Consider the following 22,932-nt stretch of genomic DNA (forward strand, 5'->3'; position numbering starts at 1 on the left):
CGGATGTCACCCGGGTGTCAGACGCAGCCCGCGGGCGTCGGCCGGGACACGTCCTCGATCAGGGACTCGTGGGCCGCCGCGAGCCGCCGCACATCGGGCTTGACGACCGCGCGGTCGTACGTGAGCAGCCCGTTCAGCTCGCCCTCGACGTCCGCGATCCGGGTGTACACCGCGCCGTTGCCGCCCCGGCAGGCCAGCGCGCGCACCTCGTCCAGCTTGGTCGCGCTCGTAGGCGGCGCGGGCGGTGGCGGACGGGTTCACGCCCGCGGTCATGGCCGGCATGTCCTGCCACACCAGCAGGCCGAGCCTGTCGGCCCGGTGGAACCACCGGTCGGGTTCGACCTTGATGTGCTCGCGCACCGAGTTGAAGCCCATCGCCTTGTGCATCCTGAGGTCGTGCGCGAGGGCCTCGTCACTCGGGGCGGTGTGCAGGCCGTCGGGCCAGAAGCCCTGGTCGAGGGTGGCCATCATGAAGACCGGCTCGCCGTTGAGGACCGTTCTTCCACTCGTCGCGGGTGAGCTGGGGCCTCGGGTACTCGCGGTGGGCGCCGGCCGGTGTGACGTCCTCGCCCCAGCGGGTGCCCAGCCGGTGGGTGGACTTGTTGGCGCCGCTGCTCCAGAAGGACCTGACGACGTCGCCGTCCCTGCCGGAGAGGCCCCCTGCCCCGTCGTAGCGCACATCGGCGGAGCCGCGCGCGGTGCCGTCCTTGTTGTCGACCACGGGCTCCTTGAGCGCGACCAGCAGCGAGGCGGGGCCGGCCGGGTCCAGCCGTGCCCTCCCGAGCGGCCAGGCGGCTCCGCCCATCACGGTCCGCAGGTGGTCGGTGGGTCCGGCCGGGGGCGCCTTGAGCTCCTGGGCGAAGTCGAGCCGGAGCGTACGGCCGTCCTTGAGCACCGTGGTGGCGACGGCACCGTCGTAGTCGTAGCCGGCGGGGAGCAGGAACGTTGACTGCGGTACGGCGGTCCTGGTGCCGCCGGGCGGCGTCCAGCGCACATGGAGGTCGGAGCCCCCGTAGTGCTCGAAGTACTCGATCCTGATGCCGTACGCCTTGCCCGCGGTCAGCTCGACCGGTTCGGCACTCTGTTCGCGGTCCCAGTCGTCGACCCAGTGGTCGATGACGAGCTTCCCGTCCGCCCGGAGACGGAAGCCGTTGTCCCCGACGACCGAGAAGGTGGTGGGGCCGGTCCTCTCCGGCACGATCCGGCCGGTCCAGCGGACGCTGACGTCGTCCGACCGGCCGGTCGCGGAGCGCAGGCGGGACTCCAGGTCGTCGAAGTCGACCTGTGGGTCGAAGGCGGTGGCCTTGAGTTCGTGGAAGTCGAAGGCGCCGGGGGCGGACTGGGTGTAGTACTCGCCCTTGAGGCCATGGATTCCGGGGGTGTCCTCCACGGCTGTCGCGACCGGCGCGGCGGCCAGTCCCGCGGCGCCCAGTGCCGCTGCGACGAACAGCGCGAGCCGGTCTCTGAGGGGTCTGATGCACACGAATCCTCCTGGGGTGAGGAAGGGTGGCGGCTCGGAGCTTCAGTCTGTACAACGTTGGAAGCAAAGGCAGTTGGCATGAGAGCACGGGCTCGCGCCGGCTGTCCAGTGCTGTGCCGGACCCGGCCCGCCCGTCGGGCGGCGGTGTCCGGTACGGACTTTCGGGAGTCCCCCGCGCCGGGGGCCGGGAGCGTCGGCCGGAGCCGGAAGGCCGGGCGAAAGCCCTGGTCACGGACTGTCCGGGCGCCGGCTCGTGCGAGGAGCGGGGGCGGAGCAGGAACGGAGCGGGGACGGAGCCGGGAGCGGGAAGGAGCCGCGGCCCCGGGCGGACACGCTGCGCACCGCGACAGGGCGGGCGCCGCCCGTCACCGTGCTGGAATCATGGGAAAAACGAGCTCCGGTCGCGGAGTTCCCGTCGATGCCGAGGAGATCCCTTGCGGGTCAGCCTGAAGGACGTGGCCGAACGGGCCGGCGTCTCGATCAAGACCGTTTCCAACGTCGTGAACAACTACCCCCACATCACACCGGCGATGCGGGCCCGGGTCCAGGAGGCCATCGACGAACTCGGCTACCGGCCGAACCTCACCGCGCGCCATCTGCGCAAGGGCCGTACGGGCATCATCGCGCTCGCCGTCCCCGAGCTCGGCAATCCTTATTTCGCCGAGCTCGCGGGAGCGGTGATCGACGCCGCCGCCGAGCACGAGTTCACGGTCCTGCTCGATCACACGCGGGGGGAGCGCGAGCAGGAACTGCTGGTCAGCCAGGGCTTCCGGGCCCGGGTGATCGACGGACTGATCCTCAGCCCGCTGGAGCTGGAGGCCGAGGACCTGCAGGGCCGGGCCGGCGACGTGCCCCTGGTGCTGCTCGGCGAGCGCGAGTACGGTCTGCCGTTCGACCACATCGCGATCGACAACGTGTCGGCCGCGCGGGCCGCGGTGCGCCATCTGCTCGACCGGGGCCGGACCCGGATCGCCTACCTCGGCACCCGCACCGACTCCGCCAACCGCCCCGCCCATCTGCGTCTCGACGGCTGGCGCGCGGAGCTGACGGCCGCGGGCCTGCCGGTGGACGAGGACCTGATCGTGCCCGTCGGCGGCTGGGACAGGGACGACGGCGCCCGCGCCATGGCGCGGCTGCTGGACGCCGGCCTGCGTCCCGACGCGGTCTTCGCCTTCAACGACCTCATCGCCATCGGCGCCATGCGGGTGCTGCACGAGCGCGGGCTCAGGGTGCCGTGGGACATCGCCGTGGTGGGCTTCGACGACATCGCCGAGAGCCGGTTCGGAGCCGTCTCGCTGACCACCATCGCGCCGGACAAACAGGCGATCGCCCGGCTCGCGGTGGCCTCGCTGCTGCGCAGCCTGTCGGGCCGGCAGGACCCGGGCGGACGTGAGCTCACGGCGGAGTTCCGGCTGGTGGAGCGGGAGAGCACCCTGGGACGCCGCTGACGACGGGCCCGGGAGGAACCCGAGACGGGCCCGAGACGGACCCGGGGAATCGGTCGAGATTTCGGACGGAGGGGTTTACAGCGTCTCTCCAACGATGTAAAAACCTGCCCTGAAAGACGTTGCACGCCGCGTAGACCGTCAAAGTGCCGAACAAAAAGTGCCGAACCACCCGGGAGCGTTCTCAGCTCCGGGGCCGCGCCGTCTGGGGATTTCCATGAAGCCGATCGCATCTCCTCGCCGCACCACCGTACGCGCCCTCCTCGCCACCGGCCTCCTCACCGGCCTGGCGCTGACCGGGTGCACCAAGTCCGAGGACTCCTCCGACGACAAGGCAACCGGGCAGCAGGCCGACGCCGGCCAGGAGGTCTCCTCCCCGGGCGCCGACGCCGGACCCGCCTGCACCCTGGAGACGTACGGGGGCGAGAAGCTCGACCTGAAGAACGCCACCGTCGGGTTCTCCCAGTCCGAGAAGGAGGCCAACCCCTTCCGGATCGCCGAGACCGCCTCGATCAGGGCGGAGGCGAAGAAGCGCGGGATCAAGCTCCTCACCGCCAACGCCCAGTCGCAGTTCTCCAAGCAGATCAGCGACGTCCAGGACCTCATCGCCAAGGGCGCCGACGTGCTGGTCGTCGCACCGCTCAACTCGGACGGCTGGGAGCCGGTCCTGCGGACGGCGGCGGCCAAGCACATCCCGATCGTCACGGTGGACCGCAAGATCAACGCCGAGCCGTGCAAGGACTACGTGAGCTTCATCGGCTCCGACTTCGTGGAGCAGGGCAAGCGGGCCGCCGACCAGATGATCGAGGCGACGGGCGGCAAGGGCGAGATCGCCATCCTGCTCGGCGCGGCGGGCAACAACGTCACCACCGAGCGCACCAAGGGCTTCGTGGACCAGATCAAGGCGGAGGCACCCGGGCTCGAGGTGGTGTTCCAGCAGACCGGTGAGTTCGCCCGCGAGAAGGGCCAGTCGGTCACCGAGAACCTCATCCAGTCCAAGCCCGGCATCAAGGGCATCTACGCCGAGAACGACGAGATGGGCCTCGGCGCCGTCAACGCCCTCAAGGGCGCGGGCAAGAAGCCGGGCGACGTGAAGATCGTGACCATCGACGGCACGCGCAACGCCGTCCAGGGCATCGTGGACGGCTGGATCAGCGGTGTCATCGAGTCCAACCCGCGCTTCGGGCCGCTCGCCTTCCAGACGCTCGACGCCTTCACCAAGGGCGAGGAGGTCGCGCAGGACATCGTCATCAAGGACAGCGCGTACACCGGGGCGAACGCCGAGTCGGACCTCGGCAAGGCCTACTGAGATGCTCTCCGTCACCGGCGTCTCCAAGCTCTTCCCTGGCGTGAAGGCGCTGTCCGGTGTGGACTTCACCGCCCGCGCCGGGGAGGTGCACGCCCTCGTCGGCGAGAACGGCGCGGGCAAGTCGACCCTGATCAAGGTGCTCACCGGCGTCTACCAGCCGGACGCGGGCGAGATCGTCCACGACGGCACGCCCGTCCGCTTCACCACACCCCTGCAGGCCCAGCAGGCGGGTATCTCCACCATCTACCAGGAGGTCAACCTCGTCCCGCTGATGAGCGTGGCCCGCAACCTCCTCCTCGGCCGCGAGCCCCGCAACCGGCTGGGCCTGATCGACTTCCGCCGCATGAACCGGCAGGCGCAGGAGGCCCTGCACGGGCTCGGCATCCGGGTCGACGTGAGCCGTCCGCTGCGCGAACTCGGCGTCGGCGCCCAGCAGATGGTGGCCCTGGCGCGTGCCGTCGCCATCGACGCGCGTGTCGTGATCATGGATGAGCCCACCTCCTCGCTCGAACCGCGCGAGGTGCGCACCCTGTTCGACGTGATCGGGATGCTGCGCGAGCGCGGTATCGCCGTGGTCTACGTGAGCCACCGCATGGACGAGCTGTACGAGATCTGCGACGCCGTCACGGTGCTGCGCGACGGCCGTGTGGTGCACACCGGCCGGCTCGCCGACCTCGAACGCCTGCGGCTGGTCTCGCTCATGCTGGGCCGCGAGATCGGCGAGGTCCGCAGCGAGGGCCTGACCAAGTTCAGCGGCTCGCACCGGGCGGCGGCCGAACCGGTACTGCAGGCGGAGGGGCTGACGATCCGCCATCAGCTGAGGGACGTGTCTCTCACCATCCGCCCGGGCGAGGTCGTGGGCCTCGGCGGGCTGCTCGGCTCGGGCCGCAGCGAGACCGCCAAGGCGATCGCCGGAGCGCTGCCGACGGACGCGGGCCGGGTCTCGGTCGGCGGCGTGCCCGTGCGCGCCGGATCCACCCCGGCCGCGATCCGCGCCGGCATCAGCCTGCTGCCGGAGGACCGCAAGGCCGAGGGCATCTCGCCCGGTCTCTCGGTGCGGGAGAACATCGCGCTCGCCGCGCTCCCCCGGTTGTCCCGGTTCGGGCTGGTGGACAACGCCCGCGTCGACCGGATCGTCGACACCTTCGTGAAGCGGCTGCGCATCAAGTCCGCGGGCCCGCACCAGAAGGTCGGCGAACTCTCCGGCGGCAACCAGCAGAAGGTGCTGCTGGCCCGCTGGCTCGCCCTGCACCCGAAGGTGCTGCTCCTCGACGAGCCCACCCGGGGCATCGACGTGGGCGCCAAGGCGGAGGTGCAGGCACTCATCGACGAACTCGCCGACGACGGACTCGCCGTGCTGCTGATCTCCTCCGACACCGAGGAACTGATCGAGGGCAGCGACCGGATCGTCGTCCTCAAGGACGGCGCGGTCGTCGACGAGCTGACCGGCGACGCCGTCACCGAGGACGCGCTGATGCGGGCCATCGCCACCGAGCCCTCGACGTCCTCGACGTCCTCGACGTCCTCGACACCTTCAGCATCCCCGCAATCCGCAGAATCCGTCGGGAGCACCCATGACTAGCCTGACGCTGACCCGCGGCCAGGTGGACCGGGAACGACTGCTGCGCCTGCTCCAGGAGTACGGCGTCTACGCGGGCGTGGTCGTCCTGCTCGTCTTCAACTTCGTCTTCACCTCGAACTTCGTCTCGACGGAGAACTTCCGCACCCAGGCCGTCCAGGTCGCGCCGGTGCTCGTCGTCGCGCTCGGCATGGCGCTGGCGATCGGCACCGAGGGCGTCGACCTGGCGGTGGGCTCGGTGATGGCCCTGTCCACCTCGCTGCTCTCCCTCTACCTCGGCTACGGCCCGTGGACGGCCACCCTCATGGCGGTGGCGGGCGGCATCGCGGTGGGGCTGGCGAACGGGTCGCTGATCGCCTTCCTGGGCGTCCAGCCCATCGTCGCCACGCTCGCCCTCATGGTCGCCGCACGGGGTCTGGCCCTCGTGCTGCTCCCCCAACTGGAGGACGTCCGCGACCCGGGCATGGCCTCGCTCGGCTCCGGCGACGTGCTGGGCGTGCCGTACCTCGTCCTGATCGCCGCGGCCCTGGCGCTCCTCGTGGCCTTCGTGGTGCGCCGCACCACCTTCGGGCGGCAGCTGCTCGCGATCGGCGACAGCAGGCCCGCGGCCCGGCTGGCCGGCCTGCCGGTCCGCCGGGTCCTCGTCGTGGTGTACGCGTGCTCCGGCGCCCTGGCCGCGATCGCGGGCGTCCTGGCCACCGCCCGGCTGACGGCCAGCGACCCCACCTCACTGGGCACCCTGATGGAACTGTCGGCGATCACGGCCGTGGTCGTCGGCGGCACGCCCCTGTCCGGGGGCCGCATCCGCATCGGCGGCACCGTCGCCGGGGCCGTGCTGATCCAGCTGCTGACCACCACGCTCATCAAACACGACCTGCCGCCGTCGTGGACGCAGATGGCCCAGGCCGTGGTGATCGTCGCCGCCGTCTACGCGGCCCGTGAACGGGGGAAGCGATGACCACCGGAACCAAGGAGGCCGGGACGGAGCCGGCCGTCGTCCCCGAGGACGTCGAGCAGGACGGCGGGCCGGGCCGCGGCGAGCGCTTCAGTGCCCTGGCCCAGCAGCACGGCGCCCTGGTCACCCTCGTGGTGGCGATGGTGGCGGCGTCGCTGAGCTTCGACACCTTCCTGACCGGCGACAACCTGGAGAACATGGCGCTGTCCTCGGCGTTCCTCGCCGTGGTGGCGCTCGGCATGACGTTCGTCATCGTCACCGGCGGGATCGACCTGTCGGTCGGTTCGCTCTTCGCCCTCGGCGGAGTGCTGGCGGCCTGGGGCTCCCAGTACGGCACGGTGGTGGCCCTGCTGCTCCCGCTCGCGGTGTGCGGGCTGATCGGCGTGGTCAACGGGCTGCTCATCGCCCGGTCGGGGCTGGCCCCCTTCATCGTCACCCTCGCCGCCATGCTCGGGGCACGCGGCATCCTGCTGGCGGTCACGGACGAGGGGTCGCGGACGTACCTCGTGGACAAGGACTCGTTCTTCGCGACGCTCGGGCAGGGCTCGCTGCTCGGCATCGGGGTGCCGATCTGGATCACGGTGGTGCTGTTCGTGCTGGGCGCCGTCGTGCTGCGGCGCACCCGGTTCGGGCAGTACGTGTACGCGGTCGGCGGCAACGAGGACGCGGCGGCCCTGATGGGTGCCCCCGTGGCCCGTACGAAGATCGCCGTGTACGCCCTGTCGGGCCTGTGCGCCGGTCTGGCGGGCGCGCTCAACGCGGCCTGGCTGGTGTCGGGCGTGACGATCCTCGGGACGGGCATGGAACTGGAGGCCATCTCGGCGGTCGTCATCGGCGGCACCCTGCTCTCCGGCGGCTTCGGCTTCGTCAGCGGCGCTCTGGTCGGCGTGCTCCTGCTGAAGGTGATCCAGAACGTCATCAACCAGATCGGCTCGCTCGACTCCGCCTACCAGCAGGTCGTCAGCGGCGCCTTCCTGGCGGTCGTGGTGGTGGCGCAGACCTGGCTGGGGCGCCGGCGACGGGTGCTGTGAGGGTTCTGCCCGGGCGGCGCGCGGACGCCGCCCGGGCGCCGCTCCCACGGGGCGGCAGGCCGCGGACGACGGGACCGGCGACCGGCACATCCCCGCGCGCCCGGGCGGAACAGGTTCCCGAGCGGACAGGTTCCCGGCCTGGTGGGTCACCGATCCGGTGGGTCACCCATCCGGTGGGTCACCGATTCGATAGGTTGGCGGCCGTGAGCGAATTATCGGCCGTCCACCGCATGTTGCTGCACGCACACCTGGACGACGGCGTCTGGGAACCCGTCACGGACGGGGAGTCCGGTGCCGTCGTCCTGCGTTCCGGTGACGGGTCGCGGTACGCCAAGTGCGTCCCCGCCGGACACGTCGCCGCGCTGGAGGCGGAGCGGGACCGCGTCGACTGGCTCGCCGCACAGGACGTACCCGGTCCACGGGTCCTCGACTGGCACGCCGGCGCCGACGGTGCCGTACTGGTGACCGACGCGGTCCGCGGGGTCCCCGCCGACCGTGTCCCGGCACCGGACCTCGCGGCGGCCTGGGAGCCGATCGCGGACGCCGTGCGCCGGCTGCACGACCTGCCACCGCGGCGGTGCCCCTTCACCCGAGACCTCACCACGATGTTCGCCACGGCCCGCGAGGTCGTCGCACGCGGTGCGGTGAACCCCGACTTCCTCCCCGACGACCAGCGGCGGACACCTCCCGACGAGCTGCTCGGGCGTCTCGTACCGCAGCTCGGGCACCGGCTGGCGCAGGAGGCCGCGGAGACGGTCGTCTGCCACGGGGACCTGTGCCTGCCCAACATCGTCCTCGATCCGGACACCCTGACCGTCGCGGGCTTCGTCGACCTCGGGCGCCTGGGACGGGCCGATCCCTGTGCCGACATCTCCCTCCTGCTCGCCAACGCCAGGGAGACCTGGGCCGACGAACGGCGGGCGAGTGCCGCGGACGAGGCGTTCGCCCGCCGGTACGGCACCGTCCTCGACCACGAGCGCCTGCGGTTCTATCTGCACCTCGACCCTCTCACCTGGGGCTGAGCGGACACCTGCCGGTGGTGAAAAACCCACCGGGTGTCCACCCCCCGTTCCAGGGCATGTGCATTCCGGGAGGACGGACCGCAGGCCGCGAAGGCCGACGGGGCCGGACGGCCGCAGCACGGACGCGGTCCCCGGAGGAGCGGTCGGCCTCCGCCTCCCCGGTATCTTCCTGTCGTTGCCCGCAACGACCTGTACGAGAGGCTTTGTCACGTGCGTACCGTGGGTGTGGAAGAAGAACTCCTCCTGGTCGATCCCGAGACCGGAGAGCCCCAGGCCCTGTCCGCCGCGGTACTCGCCCGTGCCGCCAGGGACGACCCGTCGGAGGAGACGTTCGAGAAGGAGCTGCACAACCAGCAGCTGGAGTTCGCCACCCATCCGCAGGCGGACATGACCGAGCTCGGCGCGGAGATCGTCCGCTGCCGCAAGGAGGCCGCGCGCGTCGCGGGGGAGATCGGGACCACCGTCGTGGCGCTCGCCACGTCACCGCTGCCGGTCAGGCCGTCGGTCAGCATGAACTCCCGGTACCAGTGGATGGCCCAGGAGTTCGGTCTGCCGACCCTGGAGCAGCTCGTCTGCGGCTGCCACATCCACGTGTCGGTCGAGTCCGACGACGAGGGCGCCGCGGTGCTCGACCGGATCCGCCCCTGGCTGTCCGTGCTGACGGCCCTCAGCGCCAACTCACCCTTCTGGCAGGGCAAGGACAGCCTCTACAGCAGTTACCGCAGCCGGGTGTGGGTGCGCTGGCCGATGGCCGGCCCCACCGAGCTCTTCGGTTCGGCCGACGCCTACCACCGGCGGGTCGACGACATGGTGGCCACCGGCGTGCTGCGGGACAGGGGCATGGTGTACTTCGACGCGCGGATCGCCGAGCGGTACCCCACGGTCGAGATCCGCGTCTCGGACGTCTGCCTGGAGGCGAGCACCGCCACCCTGCTCGCCACCCTCACCCGTGGTCTCGTCGAGACGGCGGCGCGCGAGTGGCGCGAGGGGGTCGCCCCGGCGGGACACACCGTGGACCTGCTGCGCCTGGCCTCCTGGCGGGCCGCCCGGTCGGGACTGGAGGACGACCTCCTGCACCCCCTGTCCATGACCCCGGCGCCGGCCGGGGACGTGGTACAGGCCCTCCTGGAGCACGTCGGCCCGGCGCTGGACGACAGCGGGGACACCGACCGCGTGCACAAGGCCGCCGCGGAACTGCTGCGCCACGGCAACGGCGCCCGTGTCCAGCGCGAGATCCTGGAGCGTACCGGCAGCCTGGGTGACGTGGTCACGGAGTGTGTGCGGCGCACCCAGAGCTGAGGCGCCGGGTTCAGCGCGCTCCGGCCGGTGCGGGGCCCTCGTCCAGAAAGCCTCCGGACTGGTGCTGCCACAGTTTCGCGTAGGCACCGTCCGAGGCGAGCAGCTCCTGGTGGGTGCCCTGCTCGACGATCCGTCCGCGGTCGAGGACGACGAGCCGGTCCATGGTGGCCACCGTACTCAGCCGGTGCGCCACCACGAGCGCCGTCCGCCCCTCCATGAGCTTCCACAGCGCCTCCTGGACGAGGAGTTCGCTCTCGGAGTCCAGGGCGCTGGTGGCCTCGTCGAGCAGCAGGATCGGCGCGTCGCGCAGGACCGCCCTGGCGAGCGCGACCCGCTGGCGCTGTCCGCCGGACAGCTTCACACCGCGCTCGCCCACCATGGTGTCGAAGCCGTCCGGCAACGCGTCGGCGAACTCCGTGACGTGCGCGACGCCGGCCGCGCGGCGGATCTCCGCGTCGGTGGCGCCCGGCCGGGCGAAGGCGATGTTGTCCCGCAGCGTGCGGTGGAACATCGCCGGGTCCTGCGGCACGTACGCGATGAGGCCGCGCAGGTCGCTCTGGCGCAGCCTGCTGATGTCCTGTCCCCCGATCAGGATCCGCCCGGCGTCCAGGTCCGTCATCCGCAGCAGCAGCCGGCCGAGGGTCGTCTTGCCGCCGCCGGACCGGCCGACGAGACCGATCCTCGTCCCGCTGGGCACCTCCAGGTCGAGTCCCCGGAAGAGGGGACCGGCTCCCTGGTGGGCGAAGGTCACGCCCTCGAAGCGGACGTCGGCGGCCCGGGGGCGCAGGGGTTCCGGCGGTACCGGGTCCAGCACGGTCGGGGACGTCAGCAGCAGTTCGGTGAACTGCGCGGCCTCCGTCATCGAGCTCTCCAGACGGCGGTAGATCTGGTTGAACTCGAACATGATCCGCGTGGCGTTCGTGTAGTACGTGAAGGCGACCACCACCGCCTCCACCCCGTGCCCGCCACCGGCCAGCGCGACCGCCAGCAGCAGGCCGAGCACGTTGGTGAGGACGGACATGGGTGCGATGAGGGTGTCGATGCGCAGGTTGCCGTAGTCCCAGGACAGCAGCATCAGCCGCCGTGACTCCGCGACCCGGGTGCGGTGCTCGGCGGCCTCCCGCTCCTCGGCCGCGAACGCCCGCACCGTGTCCATGTTCGTCAGGCTGTCGGCGACGTGGCCCGACACCCGCGCGATCGCCTCCTCACGCTTGTCGACCAGTGCCTGACGGCGGCGGATGAGGGGCACCACGCACAGCGCGGTCAGCGCGATCATCGTCAGCAGTCCGACGACGAGCAGCGGTTCGTAGCGCCAGAGCACCACCGATCCGAAGACCAGCGGTACGAGACTGCCCACGATCTGGAACGCCAGAGTGTCGACGAACGCCTCGAACCGGGAGGCGAAGCTCAGTACGCGCTTGGTCAGCGACCCGGCGAAGTTGTCGTGGAAGAAGGCGGCGTCCTTGGCGAACAGCTCGTCCATGCCGATCAGGTACAGGCTCTCGATGCCACGGGCACCCAGACGGTTCAGGCAGTGCAGGCCCAGGCGCCACAGCGTCTCCGCGAGCAGCAGGACGCCGGCGAAGCCGAGGACGTAGGGCAGGGCCCCGGCGACGGTGATGCCGCCGTCGCCGGCGATCCTGCCGACGAGTTTCGCGACGATCAGCGGCGCGACGTAGTTGACGCCGATGTTGCCCAGCGCGGGCAGCAGCATCGCGGGGACGGAGAACAGCCGGAACCGGACCAGCTGCCGTACGTAGTGGCGGAGGGCGAGCAGTACCGCGCCCTTGCGCGGCTGGACCCTGCGTGTCTGCGGTGATCCCATTCCCACCCCGTGTCGTCGTACGGCGGCCGTCATCCTCATGTGCCTGCCGGAGCGGGCACGGTGGCGGAGCCCTCCACGCGGCGCACACCGCTGCCCCGGGTGCGTACGAGCGGGCCGGAACGTCCATGGTCCCGCGCCGCGGACCGGGGAGTCCAAGCGTTTTACGGACCCGCGGCGTTTTACGGACCCGCGCGGAACCCGGACGTGCGGTCCGGCGTTCTTCCGGTGTCCGGTGCCCGTGCGAGCGACGGGCCGTACGTCTGCGAGTGGGGACACGACATGGCGCACATCCTGGTCATCGGCGGCGGCATCGCCGGTACGGCCGCCGCGCTGGCCCTGCACCGGGCGGGGTCGGACGTCACCGTGCACGAGGCGCACCCCGAGTCGGCCGGGGACATCGGCGCGTTCCTCACCCTCGCGAGCAACGGCATGCGGGCCCTCGCCCAGCTCGACGCGTCCGCCGCGGTCACGGCGGTCGGCTTCCCGCTGCGTTCGATGCGCGTCCTCGACGGCTCGGGTGCGGAGGTGGCCCGCGTACCGCTCGGCGAGGCCGCCGACCCGCTCCTGCGCTACCGCTGCCTGCCCCGCGGCGACCTGGCCGCCGCCCTCCAGGCGGAGGCCGCCCGCCGGGGCATCGGCATCCGGCACGGAGCCCGCCTCGCGTCCGTCCGGGACACCCCCGACGGGGTCACCGTGCACTTCACCGACGGCAGTACCGCGACGGGTGACCTCCTCGTCGGCGCCGACGGCCTGAACTCCGTCGTACGGCGGGGGACCGCCCCCGGCGTGGAGCCCCGGTACGCGGGGCAGCGCGTCTTCTACGGCTTCACCGACGCCCCGGTCCCGGCCGGGACGGACGCCGGCGACAGCGAGTGCATCACCATGGTGCGGGGCAGCGCGGCCGCCTTCGGCTACGCGGTGTCGCCGGACGGGGGGACGTACTGGTTCGCCCGGGTCGCCGGTGAGCCCCTGACCGCCGACGAGATCGGCCACGGCACGCCCGCCCACTGGCGCGGGCTGCTCCTGCCGCTGCTGCGCGCGGACACCACACCCGCCGCGGACATCGTCACGGCCACCACCGACCGTGTCATGGTCACCAACGCCACCGAGGTGCCGACGGGCACACCCTGGCGCTCCGGCCGCACCCTGACCATCGGTGACGCCGCCCACGCCGCCTCCCCCGCGACCGGGCAGGGGGCGTCGATGGCGCTGGAGGACGCCGTCGTCCTCGCGAAGGCATTGCGCGACGCGCCCGGCACCGACAGCGCGCTCTCCCTGTACGAGTCACTGCGCCGGCCGCGCGTGGAGGAGAACGTCACCGTCAGCGGCGGCATCTCCCGCGGCACGCACCGGCCGCCGTCCCCTCCTGCCCGGGGATCCGCCGCGCCGGCCGCCCGCCTCGGCGACGGCGAACTCGTCCGGCACCTGGAGTGGCACGCCGACCTGTGGGCCGAGTTCGGCGCGCCGGGCCCCGGGGACCGGCGGACCCGGTGAGCCGTCGGCCGCAACTCCCTTGTACGTCAGCGCACTCACCCACTTCCGCTGTCCGTCCACCCGGGTGCACCTGGAGCGCCCGGCCCGTGACGGGTGACTCATGTCGTCCATGAGCGCAAAGGAAGGGTTGCAGGGGCAACAGGAGTTCGACGGCCGGTCCGGACCGCGACGACGCAGCGGTCACAGTCGACTGGGCGCGCACCGGGAACATCCCGCTCCTCTCGTGCGTACTATCTCTACACTGGCGCAAAGCGCGCAGTTGTGTCCTTCGGACGGATCAGCCCCGACAGACAGCACTCCGCTCACCACGCGTGCAGGGACGTGTCCCTCCTTCCCGCACCTGTGCCGTCGGATCGAGAAAGGCTCCAGTCATGCCTGAGAACCAGACCTCCACCACCGAACTCACCTCGCAGTACGTCGCGCAGGTGACGGGCGACCTCGAACGCAACGTCAAGGAGCAGGAGCGTATCGCCGCGGACATCGCGTCCCTGCAGGAGCGGTTGCTCGCCCTGCAGCACGACCGGAAGGTCCTGGTGACCATGCGGGAGGCGCTCGGTGGCGGGCGGCCCGCAGCCGCGGAGACGGCCACGGCCGTGCCGTCGGTCCCGAAGCAGAAGAAGGCACCCGCCGCGACCGCGAAGAAGACCCCCGCCAAGAAGACCACCACCTCCAGGAAGACCACCGCCGCCAGGAAGACCAGCGCCGCCAAGGAGGCTGCCGGCAAGGGGACCTCCGACAAGGGGACGGCCGGCAAGAAGTCCGCCGGCGGCAAGGACACCGGTGGGAAGGACACCGGTGGGAAGCCCGCGGCGAAGACACCAGGGATCCCCGCCCGGCCCAGCCTCGTGGACCTGATCCGCACCCACCTCGAAGAGCAGAAGGAACCGCGCTCCGCCGCCGAGATCGCCACGGCGCTCACCGCCGCCCACCCCGACCGCACCATCAGGACCACGGTCGTGCGCACCAGCCTCGAGAACCTGGTCGCCCGGAGCAGCGCCCACCGCAACAAGCAGGGCACGTCGGTCTTCTACACGGCCGCCACCGGGCCGGCCGCCGAGCCCGCCGCGGCGACGACCGCCTGACCACCCGCGCCGGGCGCGGCCGGCCGCCGGGCCAGGGGCCGTTGTCAGTGGTGGCAGGCAGGATGACCGCATGACCACACCAGTTGCAGCGATCGTGGACGCTCCCGCCTACGCGCAAGCGGTCGAGGACGCCGTGAAGGCGTCGGCCGCCTACTACACGGGCGGTACCTCGCCGATGGACGACGACACCTACGACCGGCTGGTGCGCGCCATCACCGCGTGGGAGGACGGGCATCCCGACCAGGTGCTGCCCGACTCGCCGACCGGGAAGGTGGCGGGCGGTGCCGTGGAGGGCGACGTGCCGCACACGGTGGCCATGCTCAGCCTGGACAACGTGTTCTCCCCCGACGGGTTCACCGCCTGGACCGCGTCGCTGGCCCGGCGCGTCGGCCACGAGGTGGAGCGTTTCAGCGTCGAGCCGAAGCTCGACGGACTGGCGGTCGCCGCCCGCTACACCCGTGGCCGGCTGGAGCGTCTGATCACCCGCGGGGACGGGACGGCCGGGGAGGACGTCTCGCACGCGATCGGCACGGTCGAGGGTCTGCCGGAGGTCCTGACGGAGCCCGTCACGGTGGAGGTGCGCGGTGAAGTACTGATGACCACCGCCCAGTTCGAGCACGCCAACGAGGTCCGCACCGCGCACGGCGGCCAGCCGTTCGCGAATCCGCGCGGCGCCTCCGCGGGCACCCTGCGGGCGAGGGAGCGCGCCTACACGGTGCCGATGACGTTCTTCGGGTACGGACTGCTGCCCCTGCCGGACACGGACCCCGAGCTCGCCGGGCGGCTGCGCGAACTGCCCCACAGCGCGTCGATGGTCCGGACCGCCGAGCTCGGGGTGAACACCACCGCCGGCACCGCCGTGCCCGGCACCACCGCCGGGACGGCGGAACAGGTCCTGGCCCGGGTGCGGGAGATCGCCGCGCTGCGCGCCGCACTGCCCTTCGGCATCGACGGGATCGTGGTCAAGGCCGACCTGGCCGCCGACCAGCGGGCCGCCGGGTCCGGGTCGCGCGCGCCGCGCTGGGCCGTCGCCTACAAACTGCCCGCGGTGGAGAAGATCACCCGGCTCCTTGAGGTGGAGTGGAACGTGGGCCGTACCGGCGTCATCGCCCCGCGCGCCGTACTGGAACCGGTCGTCATCGACGGGGCCACCATCACGTACGCCACCCTCCACAACCCGGCCGACATCACCCGGCGCGACCTGCGCCTGGGCGACCACGTCATGGTGCACCGCGCCGGCGACGTCATCCCCCGTGTCGAAGCGCCCGTCGCCCATCTGCGCACCGGCGCCGAGCGGCGGATCGTCTTCCCCGAGGTGTGTCCGCGGTGCGGGAGCGCCATCGACACCGGCGAGCAGCGCTGGCGCTGCGGGAACGGCCGCAACTGCCATCTGGTCGCCTCCCTCTCCTACGCCGCCGGCCGCGACCAGCTCGACGTCGAGGGCCTCGGCCGCACCCGTGTCGTCCAGCTCGTGGAGGCGGGCCTCGTCACCGACCTCGCGGACCTGTTCACGCTCACCCGCGACCAGCTCCTGTCCCTGGACCGGATGGGCGGGACGAGCACCGACAACCTCCTGGCGGCGCTCGGCACGGCCAAGGGGCGGCCGTTGTCGCGGGTCCTGTGCGCACTGGGTGTCCGGGGCACGGGCCGGTCGATGTCCCGCCGCATCGCCCGTCACTTCGCCACCATGGATCACGTCCGTGCGGCCGACAGCACGGCGATGCAGCAGGTGGACGGCATCGGAACCGAGAAGGCCCCGTCCATCGTCGCCGAACTCGCCGAACTGGCCCCGCTCATCGACAGGCTCGTCGCCGCCGGGGTGAACATGACGGAACCCGGCGCCACTCCGCCGGACCCGGCAGCCGCCGACGGCCCCACCGGCGCCTCGGAAGGCTCGCAGGACATGCAGGGCGCGAAGGGCACGCAGAGCGCGGGGAGCGCGGAGGGGCAGGAACCGGCGGGCGGGCCGCTGGCCGGGATGACCGTGGTCGTGACCGGGGCGATGACCGGTGCGCTGGAAAGACTCGGCCGCAACGAGATGAACGAACTGATCGAGCGCGCGGGAGGCCGCTCCTCCTCCAGTGTCTCCAAGAAGACCGCCCTGGTGGTGGCGGGGGAAGGCGCCGGATCCAAGCGCGCCAGGGCCGAGAGCCTCGGCGTCCGTCTGGCCACCCCGGACGAGTTCGCCGCCCTCGTCGCCGATCACCTCGGACAGCCCGTTTCCTGAATCCCTCCGGCCGATGAGTTCCGCCGGGACCGGCAGTCGAACAGTGGGAACGGGCGTACCGCCCGAGTCGACGCACAGGACGACGCACAGAACAATGGGGAGACCTTCGATGCGCACTCTGATCAGCACCGCCTTCGTCTCGCTCGACGGTGTCGTGGAGGCACCGGGGGGTGAGCCCGGCTACCGGAACTCCGGCTGGACCTTCAAGGACGTGGAGTTCCTCCCGGATGCCTACGAGATCAAGGACCGGGAGCAGCGGGAAGCCGCCGCGATGCTGCTGGGCCGGTCCAGCTACCAGGCGTTCAGTGCGGTCTGGCCCGGCATGGAGGAGTTCTCCGGCTACAAGGTGATGCCGAAGTACGTCGTCTCCACCACCCTCACCGAGGACGCCCTGGTGTCGGACTGGGGACCGACCACGGTCCTGCGGTCGCTCGACGAGGTCGCCGCGTTGAAGGGGACCGAGGGCGGCCCGATCATCGTCCACGGCAGCGCCGCCCTCAACCGGAGCCTGTCGGACGCCGGCCTGATCGACCGCTACCACCTGCTGGTCTTCCCGCTCCTGCTGGGCGCGGGCAAGCGCCTCTTCAGCGACACGGACAAGGACACCCAGAAGCTGCGGCTCGTCGAGCACGAGGCGTACGCCAACGGTCTGCAGAAGAACGTCTTCGACGTCGTCCGCTGAGTCCGCTGAGCGGTACCGGCTGAGCAGTACCGGCGCCCGGCCCTCGGAGGAGAGTGCTCCAGTTCACACCCCGTACGGGGCCGGCTGCGGAACAAGACCCGGTGGCCGGCCGTTGATCCCTACGTGGCTGCGGAGGGGACAGTGTCCCCGGGCCTCACCCATAGCCCATGGGGAAGATCGTTCGGCTGAAGCCCCATGGAGCCCTCCGCCGAGAGGCGACCGCCCTCCGCAGCCCACCCCGTACCGCCCCGGCTGGTCTCCCCCGTCCAGTCGGGGCTTTCCCGTACGCGGGCACGACACGCGGCCCGGTCACGACGGGACCGGTATGCCGTTGTCGTCCTGCCGTAGCGGGGTACACGAAGTCGTGCACGGACCGCACGACCGTCCTCGTCACAGGAGAAGAGTCATGGCAGGCATCATGAACAAGATCAAGCAGTTCGCCTCCAGCCCTCAGGGCCGGCGCAGCATCGAGCAGGCGCGCCGCGCTTCCGCCGATCCGCGCCGCCGGGCCCAGGCACAACGGCTGCTGGGCAAGCTGCGCAAGCGCTGAACCGGCCGAGCGGCGTCCTTTCGCGGTTCCAGTTTCCGCCGGCCTCCCGCGAACACATGACGCCCCGCTTCCGCAGCGCAACGCGAAGACCCCGTCCGCATGATGCGGACGGGGTCTTCATGGAGCGCCGGGCAGGCCTTGCACCTGCATTTCCCCGCAGGAAGCGGGGCGTCTTTCCTTGGACCACCGACGCGGGAGGAACCGGCCCTTCGGCCGCGCTCTCAAGATCGAGCTTATCAGCTTTTCGGACCCGCGAATGACACGTCGGCGGGAGCCCGACACGGGGTCGGTGCGAAGTCGTGGGACACAACCCCTGTTTGCCGAACGCCGAGCCGGTAATACGGAGTTCATGGCTGGAGCGAACAACAAAACCACGAACGGACAGTCGCCCACCGCGCATGCGCGGGCGGCGAAGACCACCGTGACCGAAGGTGCCGCAACGCCGGCCAAGGAGTCACAGAAGGCCGCCACCGAGGCCGTGAAGAACGCCGGGGACGCCGCCGGGGCCGTCGGCCGCGGCAGCAGGGAAGCCCTGGTGAACCTCGGCGGAACCGCGTCGCAGAAGGCCAAGGAGACGGCCAGGACGGTGCAGGGCACCGTTTCGACGGCCGCCCAGCAGACGGCCGGAAAGGCCGGTCTGGTCTGGACCCTCTTCAAGGCCAGGAAGGTTCTGGCAGCCGCCGCCGGTGCGGGGACCGCGACCGTGGTCCTCTGCTCCTACGCGGTGGGCCGCCGTGCCGGTCTGCGTCAGCGCGGGCCGCTCTCCCGTCTCAGCGGCGGCCGTCTCTGAGACAGAACGCCGCGAGGCACCTGCCGAAGGGCCCCCGGAGCTCCCGCTCCGGGGGCCCTTCGGTGTGCGGGCGGCCCCGCCGGCGGTGGGACGGGACCACGACCAGCGGCGGCCGGCCGCGCAGGGCGGCGATGGCCTGCATGCGTGACACCTGCCGGACGGGGCGTTGGAGATCGCCACGTCCGGGACCCCGCCCTGGCGCACCGGGTCGTCCGTACCGCGCAGGATCCCCCCGACCGGGGGCGTGAAGTCCCACACCTCGATCCGGCCAACAGCCGCCGGCTCACCCACTCCAAGTTCCTGCCGCCGGGAGTCCGGCACCACGGCGACCGGCCACCACGCCGCCGACGCGGATCGCACCCGGCCCGTACCCCACCACAACATGTCCGCCAGGGATCGGGCCTGTTCGAACATGGGTGACCTGTGCGGATACTATGTACCGGATGTAAGATCTTTTCCGGTCCAGGCCAGTTTCCCGTGTCGCCGCGCAGCCCACCCGGCTACGGACGGCGTACCTGCCTGCCGATTCGGCGTGGTCAGAAAGAGAGAGTCGTGAAGATCGCGCTACTGATCAACAACGCCTACGGCATCGGCGGCACGATTCGGGCCACCGCCAATCTCTCCCGTGCGCTGACCGCCCGTCACCAGGTGGAAGTCGTCAGTGTGCACCGGGTGCAGGACGAGGTCGCGATCCCGCTGGACCCGCGGGTCACGCTGACCTCGCTGATCGACATGCGGGAGGACTCTCCCTCCTACGAGGGCAGGCATCCGCTCACCCAGCAGCCGTGCACGATGTTCCCCGACACCGGCGCCGCCGCGAACTCCGCCCGTCTGCCCTACTCGGCCCTCCAGGACGAGCGCATCGGCGCCTGGCTGCGCGAGACGGACGCCGATGTCGTCATAGCCACCCGCCCCGACCTCAACGGCTACCTTGCCCGCGACGGCCAGGCCCGCTATGTGCGCATCGGCCAGGAACACCTGAGCCTGGACGCCCACAATCCCACTCTGCGTGGACACCAGAACCGGGCCGTCGCCGGACTCGACGCCTTCGTGACCGTCTCCGAGGCCGACGCGGCCCAGTACCGGAGCACGCTGACGGATGTGGGAACCCACATCTTGTGCATCCCCAACGCGGTGCCCACCCCTGACGTGGAAGTCTCCTCGCTCGACTCGAACGTGATCGTCGCCGCCGGCCGTTTGGTGTCCGTCAAGCGTTACGACCGTCTCATCAACGCCTTCGCCGAGGTCGCCGCCGCCCACCCCGAGTGGACGCTACGCATCTACGGCCGTGGCGCCGAGAAGAAGGCACTGCGCGCCCGGATCGACGAACTGGGCCTGTACGACCGCGTGTTCCTCATGGGCCCGGTCTCCCCCCTCGAGACCGAGTGGGCCAAAGGCGCCATCGCCGCTGTCTCCTCCGACATGGAATCGTTCGGCATGACCATCGTCGAGGCCATGCACTGCGGCGTCCCGGTGATCGCCACGGATTGCCCGCACGGTCCCGCCGAGATCATCCAGCACGACGCCAACGGCATCCTCGTACCTCTGGAGGACGGTGTCAGCGGCTACGCCGGCGCACTCGAACGCCTCATGAGCGATACCGAGTTGCGCCGCCGCCTGGGGCCCGCGGCCCGTGAGCGGGCCGCCGTCTTCGCTCCACCGGCGATCGCCCGCCGCTACGAGACGCTCATCGACCAGCTCCAGGCCGCACGACTGCCCGCCGGCCGGGGCCGGGGCAATCTCGGTTCGCTGTGGTCGCGGGTGCGCTCCGCGATACCCGCGCCGCGCACCCAGCCGCCCGCGAAGACTCCGGCGGCCCGGGAAACGCCCGTGTTCCGCCCGGTCGCCGCAGCCCGCACCCGCGCCGACGGGTCCATCAGCGTTCGCCTGGACGCCGCGACACTGCCACCGGGACCCCTCGACTTCCTGGTCCGGCTGCGCCGCGACCCCAAGGGACGCAAGATCCGGCTCCCCCTTCCCGAGGGGACCACCGCCTCCGACCTGAACGACGTCACGGTCACTCTCGACGCCGCCGGCCACGATCTGCCGGAAGGCCGCTGGGACTGCTATGTCGTTCCCCGCGGCGCCCCGGACAACAACCGAATACGCCTGACCTGCCGACTGGCCGAACAAGCCCGAAGCGTCGGGCGGCTGCCCGCCGTCGTCGGAAACATGGTCATCTCCCGGCTGCCCTACACCACCAGCGACGGGTACCTCGCACTGCGCAGCTGGTGCCGCCCCGCCCACGCCGAGGTCACCACCCTCGTGGTCGGCCCCGACCACGCCGTCGTCACCGCCCAGGTCCTGGCACCCGGCTCCGCCACCCTGTCCGACACCGCCGCCGTCGTCGCTGTCTCACGCCACAGCGAAGCCCACGACCTCGTCCTCCCCGTCACCCGGCTCGACCCCGGAACCGGGCACTTCACCTTCTCCCTCCCCTACGATTCCGCCCTCGCCGAACGCACCACCGACCACGACCTGTGGGATCTGCGCCTGCGCCTCACCGCGACCGGCGTCGCCATCCCCATCGGTCGCATCGGCGGCGACATCGTCGACCGCAAGACGACCGACACCGTCCCCGCGAGCCGGCTGCCCCACCCCACCCGCGGTCTCACCCGCACCAAACCCTTCTTCACGGTGACGAACGACCTCGCCCTGAGCCTCCGGGACGCCGCAGCCGACACGTGACACCGCCGCGTCCGCAGGCCGCCACCCGGCTGACATCCTCGCGGATCAGCCGTCCCGGACCGACCACCGCATGGGCGTGGGCGGTGACTTCGCCTGGCGCCAGGGCGAGCCTGCCGCGGCCGTCGTCCGGTTCGGACGCGGCGCCGGCCGCGTGCTCCGGCACCGCGCCCTCGGCCGGTCCCACGATCAGGACGTCTCCTTGCCGGTCCATGGGCCCCCTCCCGGTGCGGCACCCGGTGTGCCATGGGAAGGACCGTAGGGGCGGGCACTGACAATCCCGCTCGTCCGCAGGTCACACGGCCCGTGACGGGTGCGGGCCGCCCGCTCCGGTCCGGTGCCGGCGCCCCGGCGGCGGGCGCGGGAGGCCCCCTGTCCGCGGCGCTGTCAGTGCGGCTTGGTAGAACTCCGTTGTCCGGACGCGATCGGCGCGCGCCGGGCTCAGGACCCACGACCGCCGATTCACCGGCCTCAGTACGAAGGAGCGGGCGCCCATGACCATCGGTGGCCACCTCAAGGAATTCCACGGTCTGCCGGCCTTCGGCTTCCCGGGCGTCGACGACCCGGTGCCCGACCCGTCCTCGCTCCCGTCACCCGAGTCGGTGGCCTGGCGCGTCGCGGTGGACTCCTACGACGCCCCGGAGCAGTGGGAGGATGCCTTCGCCCGTTTCCTGGCGGCCGTCGACACCACCCGGGTGCGGGCCCTGATCGTCGGGGCGTGGAGCGATGTGTACGAGAACGCCCCGGACGAGGTGGTCGGGGCGCTGGTGGCGGCCCGCGACCGGCTGCCCGCCCTGCGCGCGCTGTTCGTCGGCGACATCGTGATGGAGGAGGCCGAGATCTCCTGGATCACCCAGGGCGACATGGCTCCGCTCCTCGGCGCCTTCCCCGGCCTTGAGGAGTTCGGCGTCCGCGGCGGCAACCAGCTCGTCGTTCCCGCGTTCCGCCACGAACGGCTGCGCAGGCTCAGGGTCGAGACCGGCGGCATGCCCGCCGAGGTGGTGCGCTCCATCGCCGCCAGCGACCTGCCCGCCCTCGTCGACCTCGACCTGTGGCTGGGCACGTCCGAGTACGGGGGCGACGCCGGCATCGCCGACCTCGAACCCTTCTTCGCCGGCACCAGGCTGCCCTCCCTCAAGCGGCTGGCCCTGCGCAACAGCGAGATCCAGGACGCGATCTGCGCGGCCCTCGCGTCCGCCCCCGTGGTGGCGCGCCTGGAGGAGCTCGACGTCTCCATGGGGGTGCTCACCGACGACGGTGCGACGGCGCTGCTGACCGGTCAGCCGCTGACCCACCTCAGGAAGCTCGACCTGCACCACAACTACCTCAGCGAGGCCCTGCGCACCCGGCTGCTGGAGACGCTGGAGCCCGCCGGTGTGGAGGTCGACACGGACCGGGACGACGCCGAGGACGACGAGGACGGCGACGGCGAGGTCTGGCGGTTCGTCGCGGTGGGCGAGTAGCGCGCCGCGCGGAC

Annotated in this window: 16 protein-coding genes and 2 pseudogenes; 15 read left to right on the forward strand and 3 right to left on the reverse strand. The window is 71.6% G+C overall.

The features are described 5' to 3' along the window. Nucleotides 1-17: 17 nt before the first annotated feature. A pseudogene (locus tag KM933_RS18860) lies at nucleotides 18-1,483 on the reverse strand (PA14 domain-containing protein). Between the two features lie 431 nt (nucleotides 1,484-1,914). Here KM933_RS18860 and KM933_RS18865 point away from each other — a divergent pair. The 7 genes from KM933_RS18865 to KM933_RS18895 all read left to right on the forward strand — a co-directional run bounded on the left by KM933_RS18865 (nucleotide 1,915) and on the right by KM933_RS18895 (nucleotide 10,120). Then, entirely contained in the window at nucleotides 1,915-2,928 is a 1,014-nt protein-coding gene (locus KM933_RS18865) for a LacI family DNA-binding transcriptional regulator (RefSeq protein WP_221353688.1), read from the forward strand. Nucleotides 2,929-3,142: 214 nt separating this feature from the next. Further along, a complete protein-coding gene (locus KM933_RS18870; RefSeq protein WP_221353690.1) occupies nucleotides 3,143-4,234 on the forward strand; it encodes an ABC transporter substrate-binding protein in 1,092 nt (363 codons plus the stop codon). A 1-nt stretch (nucleotide 4,235) separates the two neighbouring features. Then, nucleotides 4,236-5,816 carry a sugar ABC transporter ATP-binding protein gene (locus tag KM933_RS18875; protein ID WP_221353692.1) on the forward strand — a complete coding sequence of 527 codons (1,581 nt, stop codon included), beginning with the start codon at nucleotides 4,236-4,238 and terminating at the stop codon, nucleotides 5,814-5,816. Further along, a complete protein-coding gene (locus KM933_RS18880) occupies nucleotides 5,809-6,771 on the forward strand; it encodes an ABC transporter permease (protein WP_221353694.1) in 963 nt (320 codons plus the stop codon). The genes KM933_RS18875 and KM933_RS18880 overlap by 8 nt, the downstream gene beginning before the upstream one ends. Next, nucleotides 6,768-7,799 carry an ABC transporter permease gene (locus KM933_RS18885; protein WP_221353696.1) on the forward strand — a complete coding sequence of 344 codons (1,032 nt, stop codon included), beginning with the start codon at nucleotides 6,768-6,770 and terminating at the stop codon, nucleotides 7,797-7,799. The genes KM933_RS18880 and KM933_RS18885 overlap by 4 nt, the downstream gene beginning before the upstream one ends. Nucleotides 7,800-8,029: 230 nt before the next feature. Then, nucleotides 8,030-8,821: an APH(3'') family aminoglycoside O-phosphotransferase gene (locus KM933_RS18890; RefSeq protein WP_221353820.1), complete on the forward strand. Its 792-nt coding sequence runs from the start codon at nucleotides 8,030-8,032 to the stop codon at nucleotides 8,819-8,821. A gap of 210 nt (nucleotides 8,822-9,031) precedes the next feature. Continuing rightward, nucleotides 9,032-10,120 (forward strand): glutamate--cysteine ligase 2, encoded by a 1,089-nt coding sequence (locus tag KM933_RS18895; protein ID WP_221353698.1) that lies wholly within the window; start codon nucleotides 9,032-9,034, stop codon nucleotides 10,118-10,120. Between the two features lie 10 nt (nucleotides 10,121-10,130). Here KM933_RS18895 and KM933_RS18900 read toward each other — a convergent pair whose 3' ends face one another. Further along, on the reverse strand, nucleotides 10,131-11,945 hold the full coding sequence (locus tag KM933_RS18900) for an ABC transporter ATP-binding protein (RefSeq protein WP_221353700.1): 1,815 nt from the start codon (nucleotides 11,943-11,945) through the stop codon (nucleotides 10,131-10,133). A 279-nt stretch (nucleotides 11,946-12,224) separates the two neighbouring features. Here KM933_RS18900 and KM933_RS18905 point away from each other — a divergent pair, with 279 nt between their 5' ends. From KM933_RS18905 to KM933_RS18935, 7 genes are all read left to right on the forward strand, one after another. After that, nucleotides 12,225-13,439 (forward strand): FAD-dependent oxidoreductase, encoded by a 1,215-nt coding sequence (locus KM933_RS18905; RefSeq protein WP_221353702.1) that lies wholly within the window; start codon nucleotides 12,225-12,227, stop codon nucleotides 13,437-13,439. 371 nt (nucleotides 13,440-13,810) lie between these two features. Further along, on the forward strand, nucleotides 13,811-14,521 hold the full coding sequence (locus tag KM933_RS18910) for a hypothetical protein (RefSeq protein ID WP_221353704.1): 711 nt from the start codon (nucleotides 13,811-13,813) through the stop codon (nucleotides 14,519-14,521). A gap of 70 nt (nucleotides 14,522-14,591) precedes the next feature. Continuing rightward, nucleotides 14,592-16,748, forward strand: a complete 2,157-nt coding sequence (gene ligA / locus KM933_RS18915; RefSeq protein ID WP_221353706.1) for an NAD-dependent DNA ligase LigA — start codon at nucleotides 14,592-14,594, stop codon at nucleotides 16,746-16,748. A gap of 109 nt (nucleotides 16,749-16,857) precedes the next feature. Continuing rightward, nucleotides 16,858-17,430, forward strand: a complete 573-nt coding sequence (locus KM933_RS18920) for a dihydrofolate reductase family protein (protein ID WP_221353708.1) — start codon at nucleotides 16,858-16,860, stop codon at nucleotides 17,428-17,430. A 406-nt stretch (nucleotides 17,431-17,836) separates the two neighbouring features. Then, nucleotides 17,837-17,980, forward strand: coding sequence for a hypothetical protein (locus KM933_RS18925; RefSeq protein WP_221353709.1), 144 nt, complete (start codon nucleotides 17,837-17,839; stop codon nucleotides 17,978-17,980). Nucleotides 17,981-18,329: 349 nt separating this feature from the next. Next, complete coding sequence (locus tag KM933_RS18930; protein ID WP_221353711.1) at nucleotides 18,330-18,770, forward strand: hypothetical protein; 441 nt, start codon at nucleotides 18,330-18,332, stop codon at nucleotides 18,768-18,770. A 552-nt stretch (nucleotides 18,771-19,322) separates the two neighbouring features. Further along, nucleotides 19,323-21,458, forward strand: coding sequence for a glycosyltransferase family 4 protein (locus KM933_RS18935; protein WP_221353713.1), 2,136 nt, complete (start codon nucleotides 19,323-19,325; stop codon nucleotides 21,456-21,458). Nucleotides 21,459-21,495: 37 nt separating this feature from the next. On the opposite strand, the pseudogene KM933_RS40825 reads toward KM933_RS18935, so the two are convergent. Next, a pseudogene (locus tag KM933_RS40825) lies at nucleotides 21,496-21,669 on the reverse strand (hypothetical protein); the annotation flags it as partial. Nucleotides 21,670-21,949: 280 nt separating this feature from the next. Here KM933_RS40825 and KM933_RS18940 point away from each other — a divergent pair. Next, entirely contained in the window at nucleotides 21,950-22,918 is a 969-nt protein-coding gene (locus tag KM933_RS18940) for an STM4015 family protein (protein ID WP_221353715.1), read from the forward strand. Nucleotides 22,919-22,932: the final 14 nt, after the last annotated feature.

Origin of the sequence: Streptomyces beigongshangae, assembly GCF_019710745.1 — a bacterium.
Classification (GTDB): domain Bacteria; phylum Actinomycetota; class Actinomycetes; order Streptomycetales; family Streptomycetaceae; genus Streptomyces; species Streptomyces beigongshangae.

Bases quoted from the DNA above. Each gene is read 5' to 3' on its own strand.
- KM933_RS18870 (WP_221353690.1), top strand. From the start codon at position 3,143: ATGAAGCCGATCGCATCTCCTCGCCGCACCACCGTACGCGCCCTCCTC.
- KM933_RS18875 (WP_221353692.1), top strand. From the start codon at position 4,236: ATGCTCTCCGTCACCGGCGTCTCCAAGCTCTTCCCTGGCGTGAAGGCG.
- KM933_RS18880 (WP_221353694.1), top strand. From the start codon at position 5,809: ATGACTAGCCTGACGCTGACCCGCGGCCAGGTGGACCGGGAACGACTG.
- KM933_RS18885 (WP_221353696.1), top strand. From the start codon at position 6,768: ATGACCACCGGAACCAAGGAGGCCGGGACGGAGCCGGCCGTCGTCCCC.
- KM933_RS18890 (WP_221353820.1), top strand. From the start codon at position 8,030: ATGTTGCTGCACGCACACCTGGACGACGGCGTCTGGGAACCCGTCACG.
- KM933_RS18900 (WP_221353700.1), bottom strand. From the start codon at position 11,945: ATGGGATCACCGCAGACACGCAGGGTCCAGCCGCGCAAGGGCGCGGTA.
- KM933_RS18905 (WP_221353702.1), top strand. From the start codon at position 12,225: ATGGCGCACATCCTGGTCATCGGCGGCGGCATCGCCGGTACGGCCGCC.
- KM933_RS18910 (WP_221353704.1), top strand. From the start codon at position 13,811: ATGCCTGAGAACCAGACCTCCACCACCGAACTCACCTCGCAGTACGTC.
- ligA (WP_221353706.1), top strand. From the start codon at position 14,592: ATGACCACACCAGTTGCAGCGATCGTGGACGCTCCCGCCTACGCGCAA.
- KM933_RS18920 (WP_221353708.1), top strand. From the start codon at position 16,858: ATGCGCACTCTGATCAGCACCGCCTTCGTCTCGCTCGACGGTGTCGTG.
- KM933_RS18925 (WP_221353709.1), top strand. From the start codon at position 17,837: ATGGCAGGCATCATGAACAAGATCAAGCAGTTCGCCTCCAGCCCTCAG.
- KM933_RS18930 (WP_221353711.1), top strand. From the start codon at position 18,330: ATGGCTGGAGCGAACAACAAAACCACGAACGGACAGTCGCCCACCGCG.
- KM933_RS18940 (WP_221353715.1), top strand. From the start codon at position 21,950: ATGACCATCGGTGGCCACCTCAAGGAATTCCACGGTCTGCCGGCCTTC.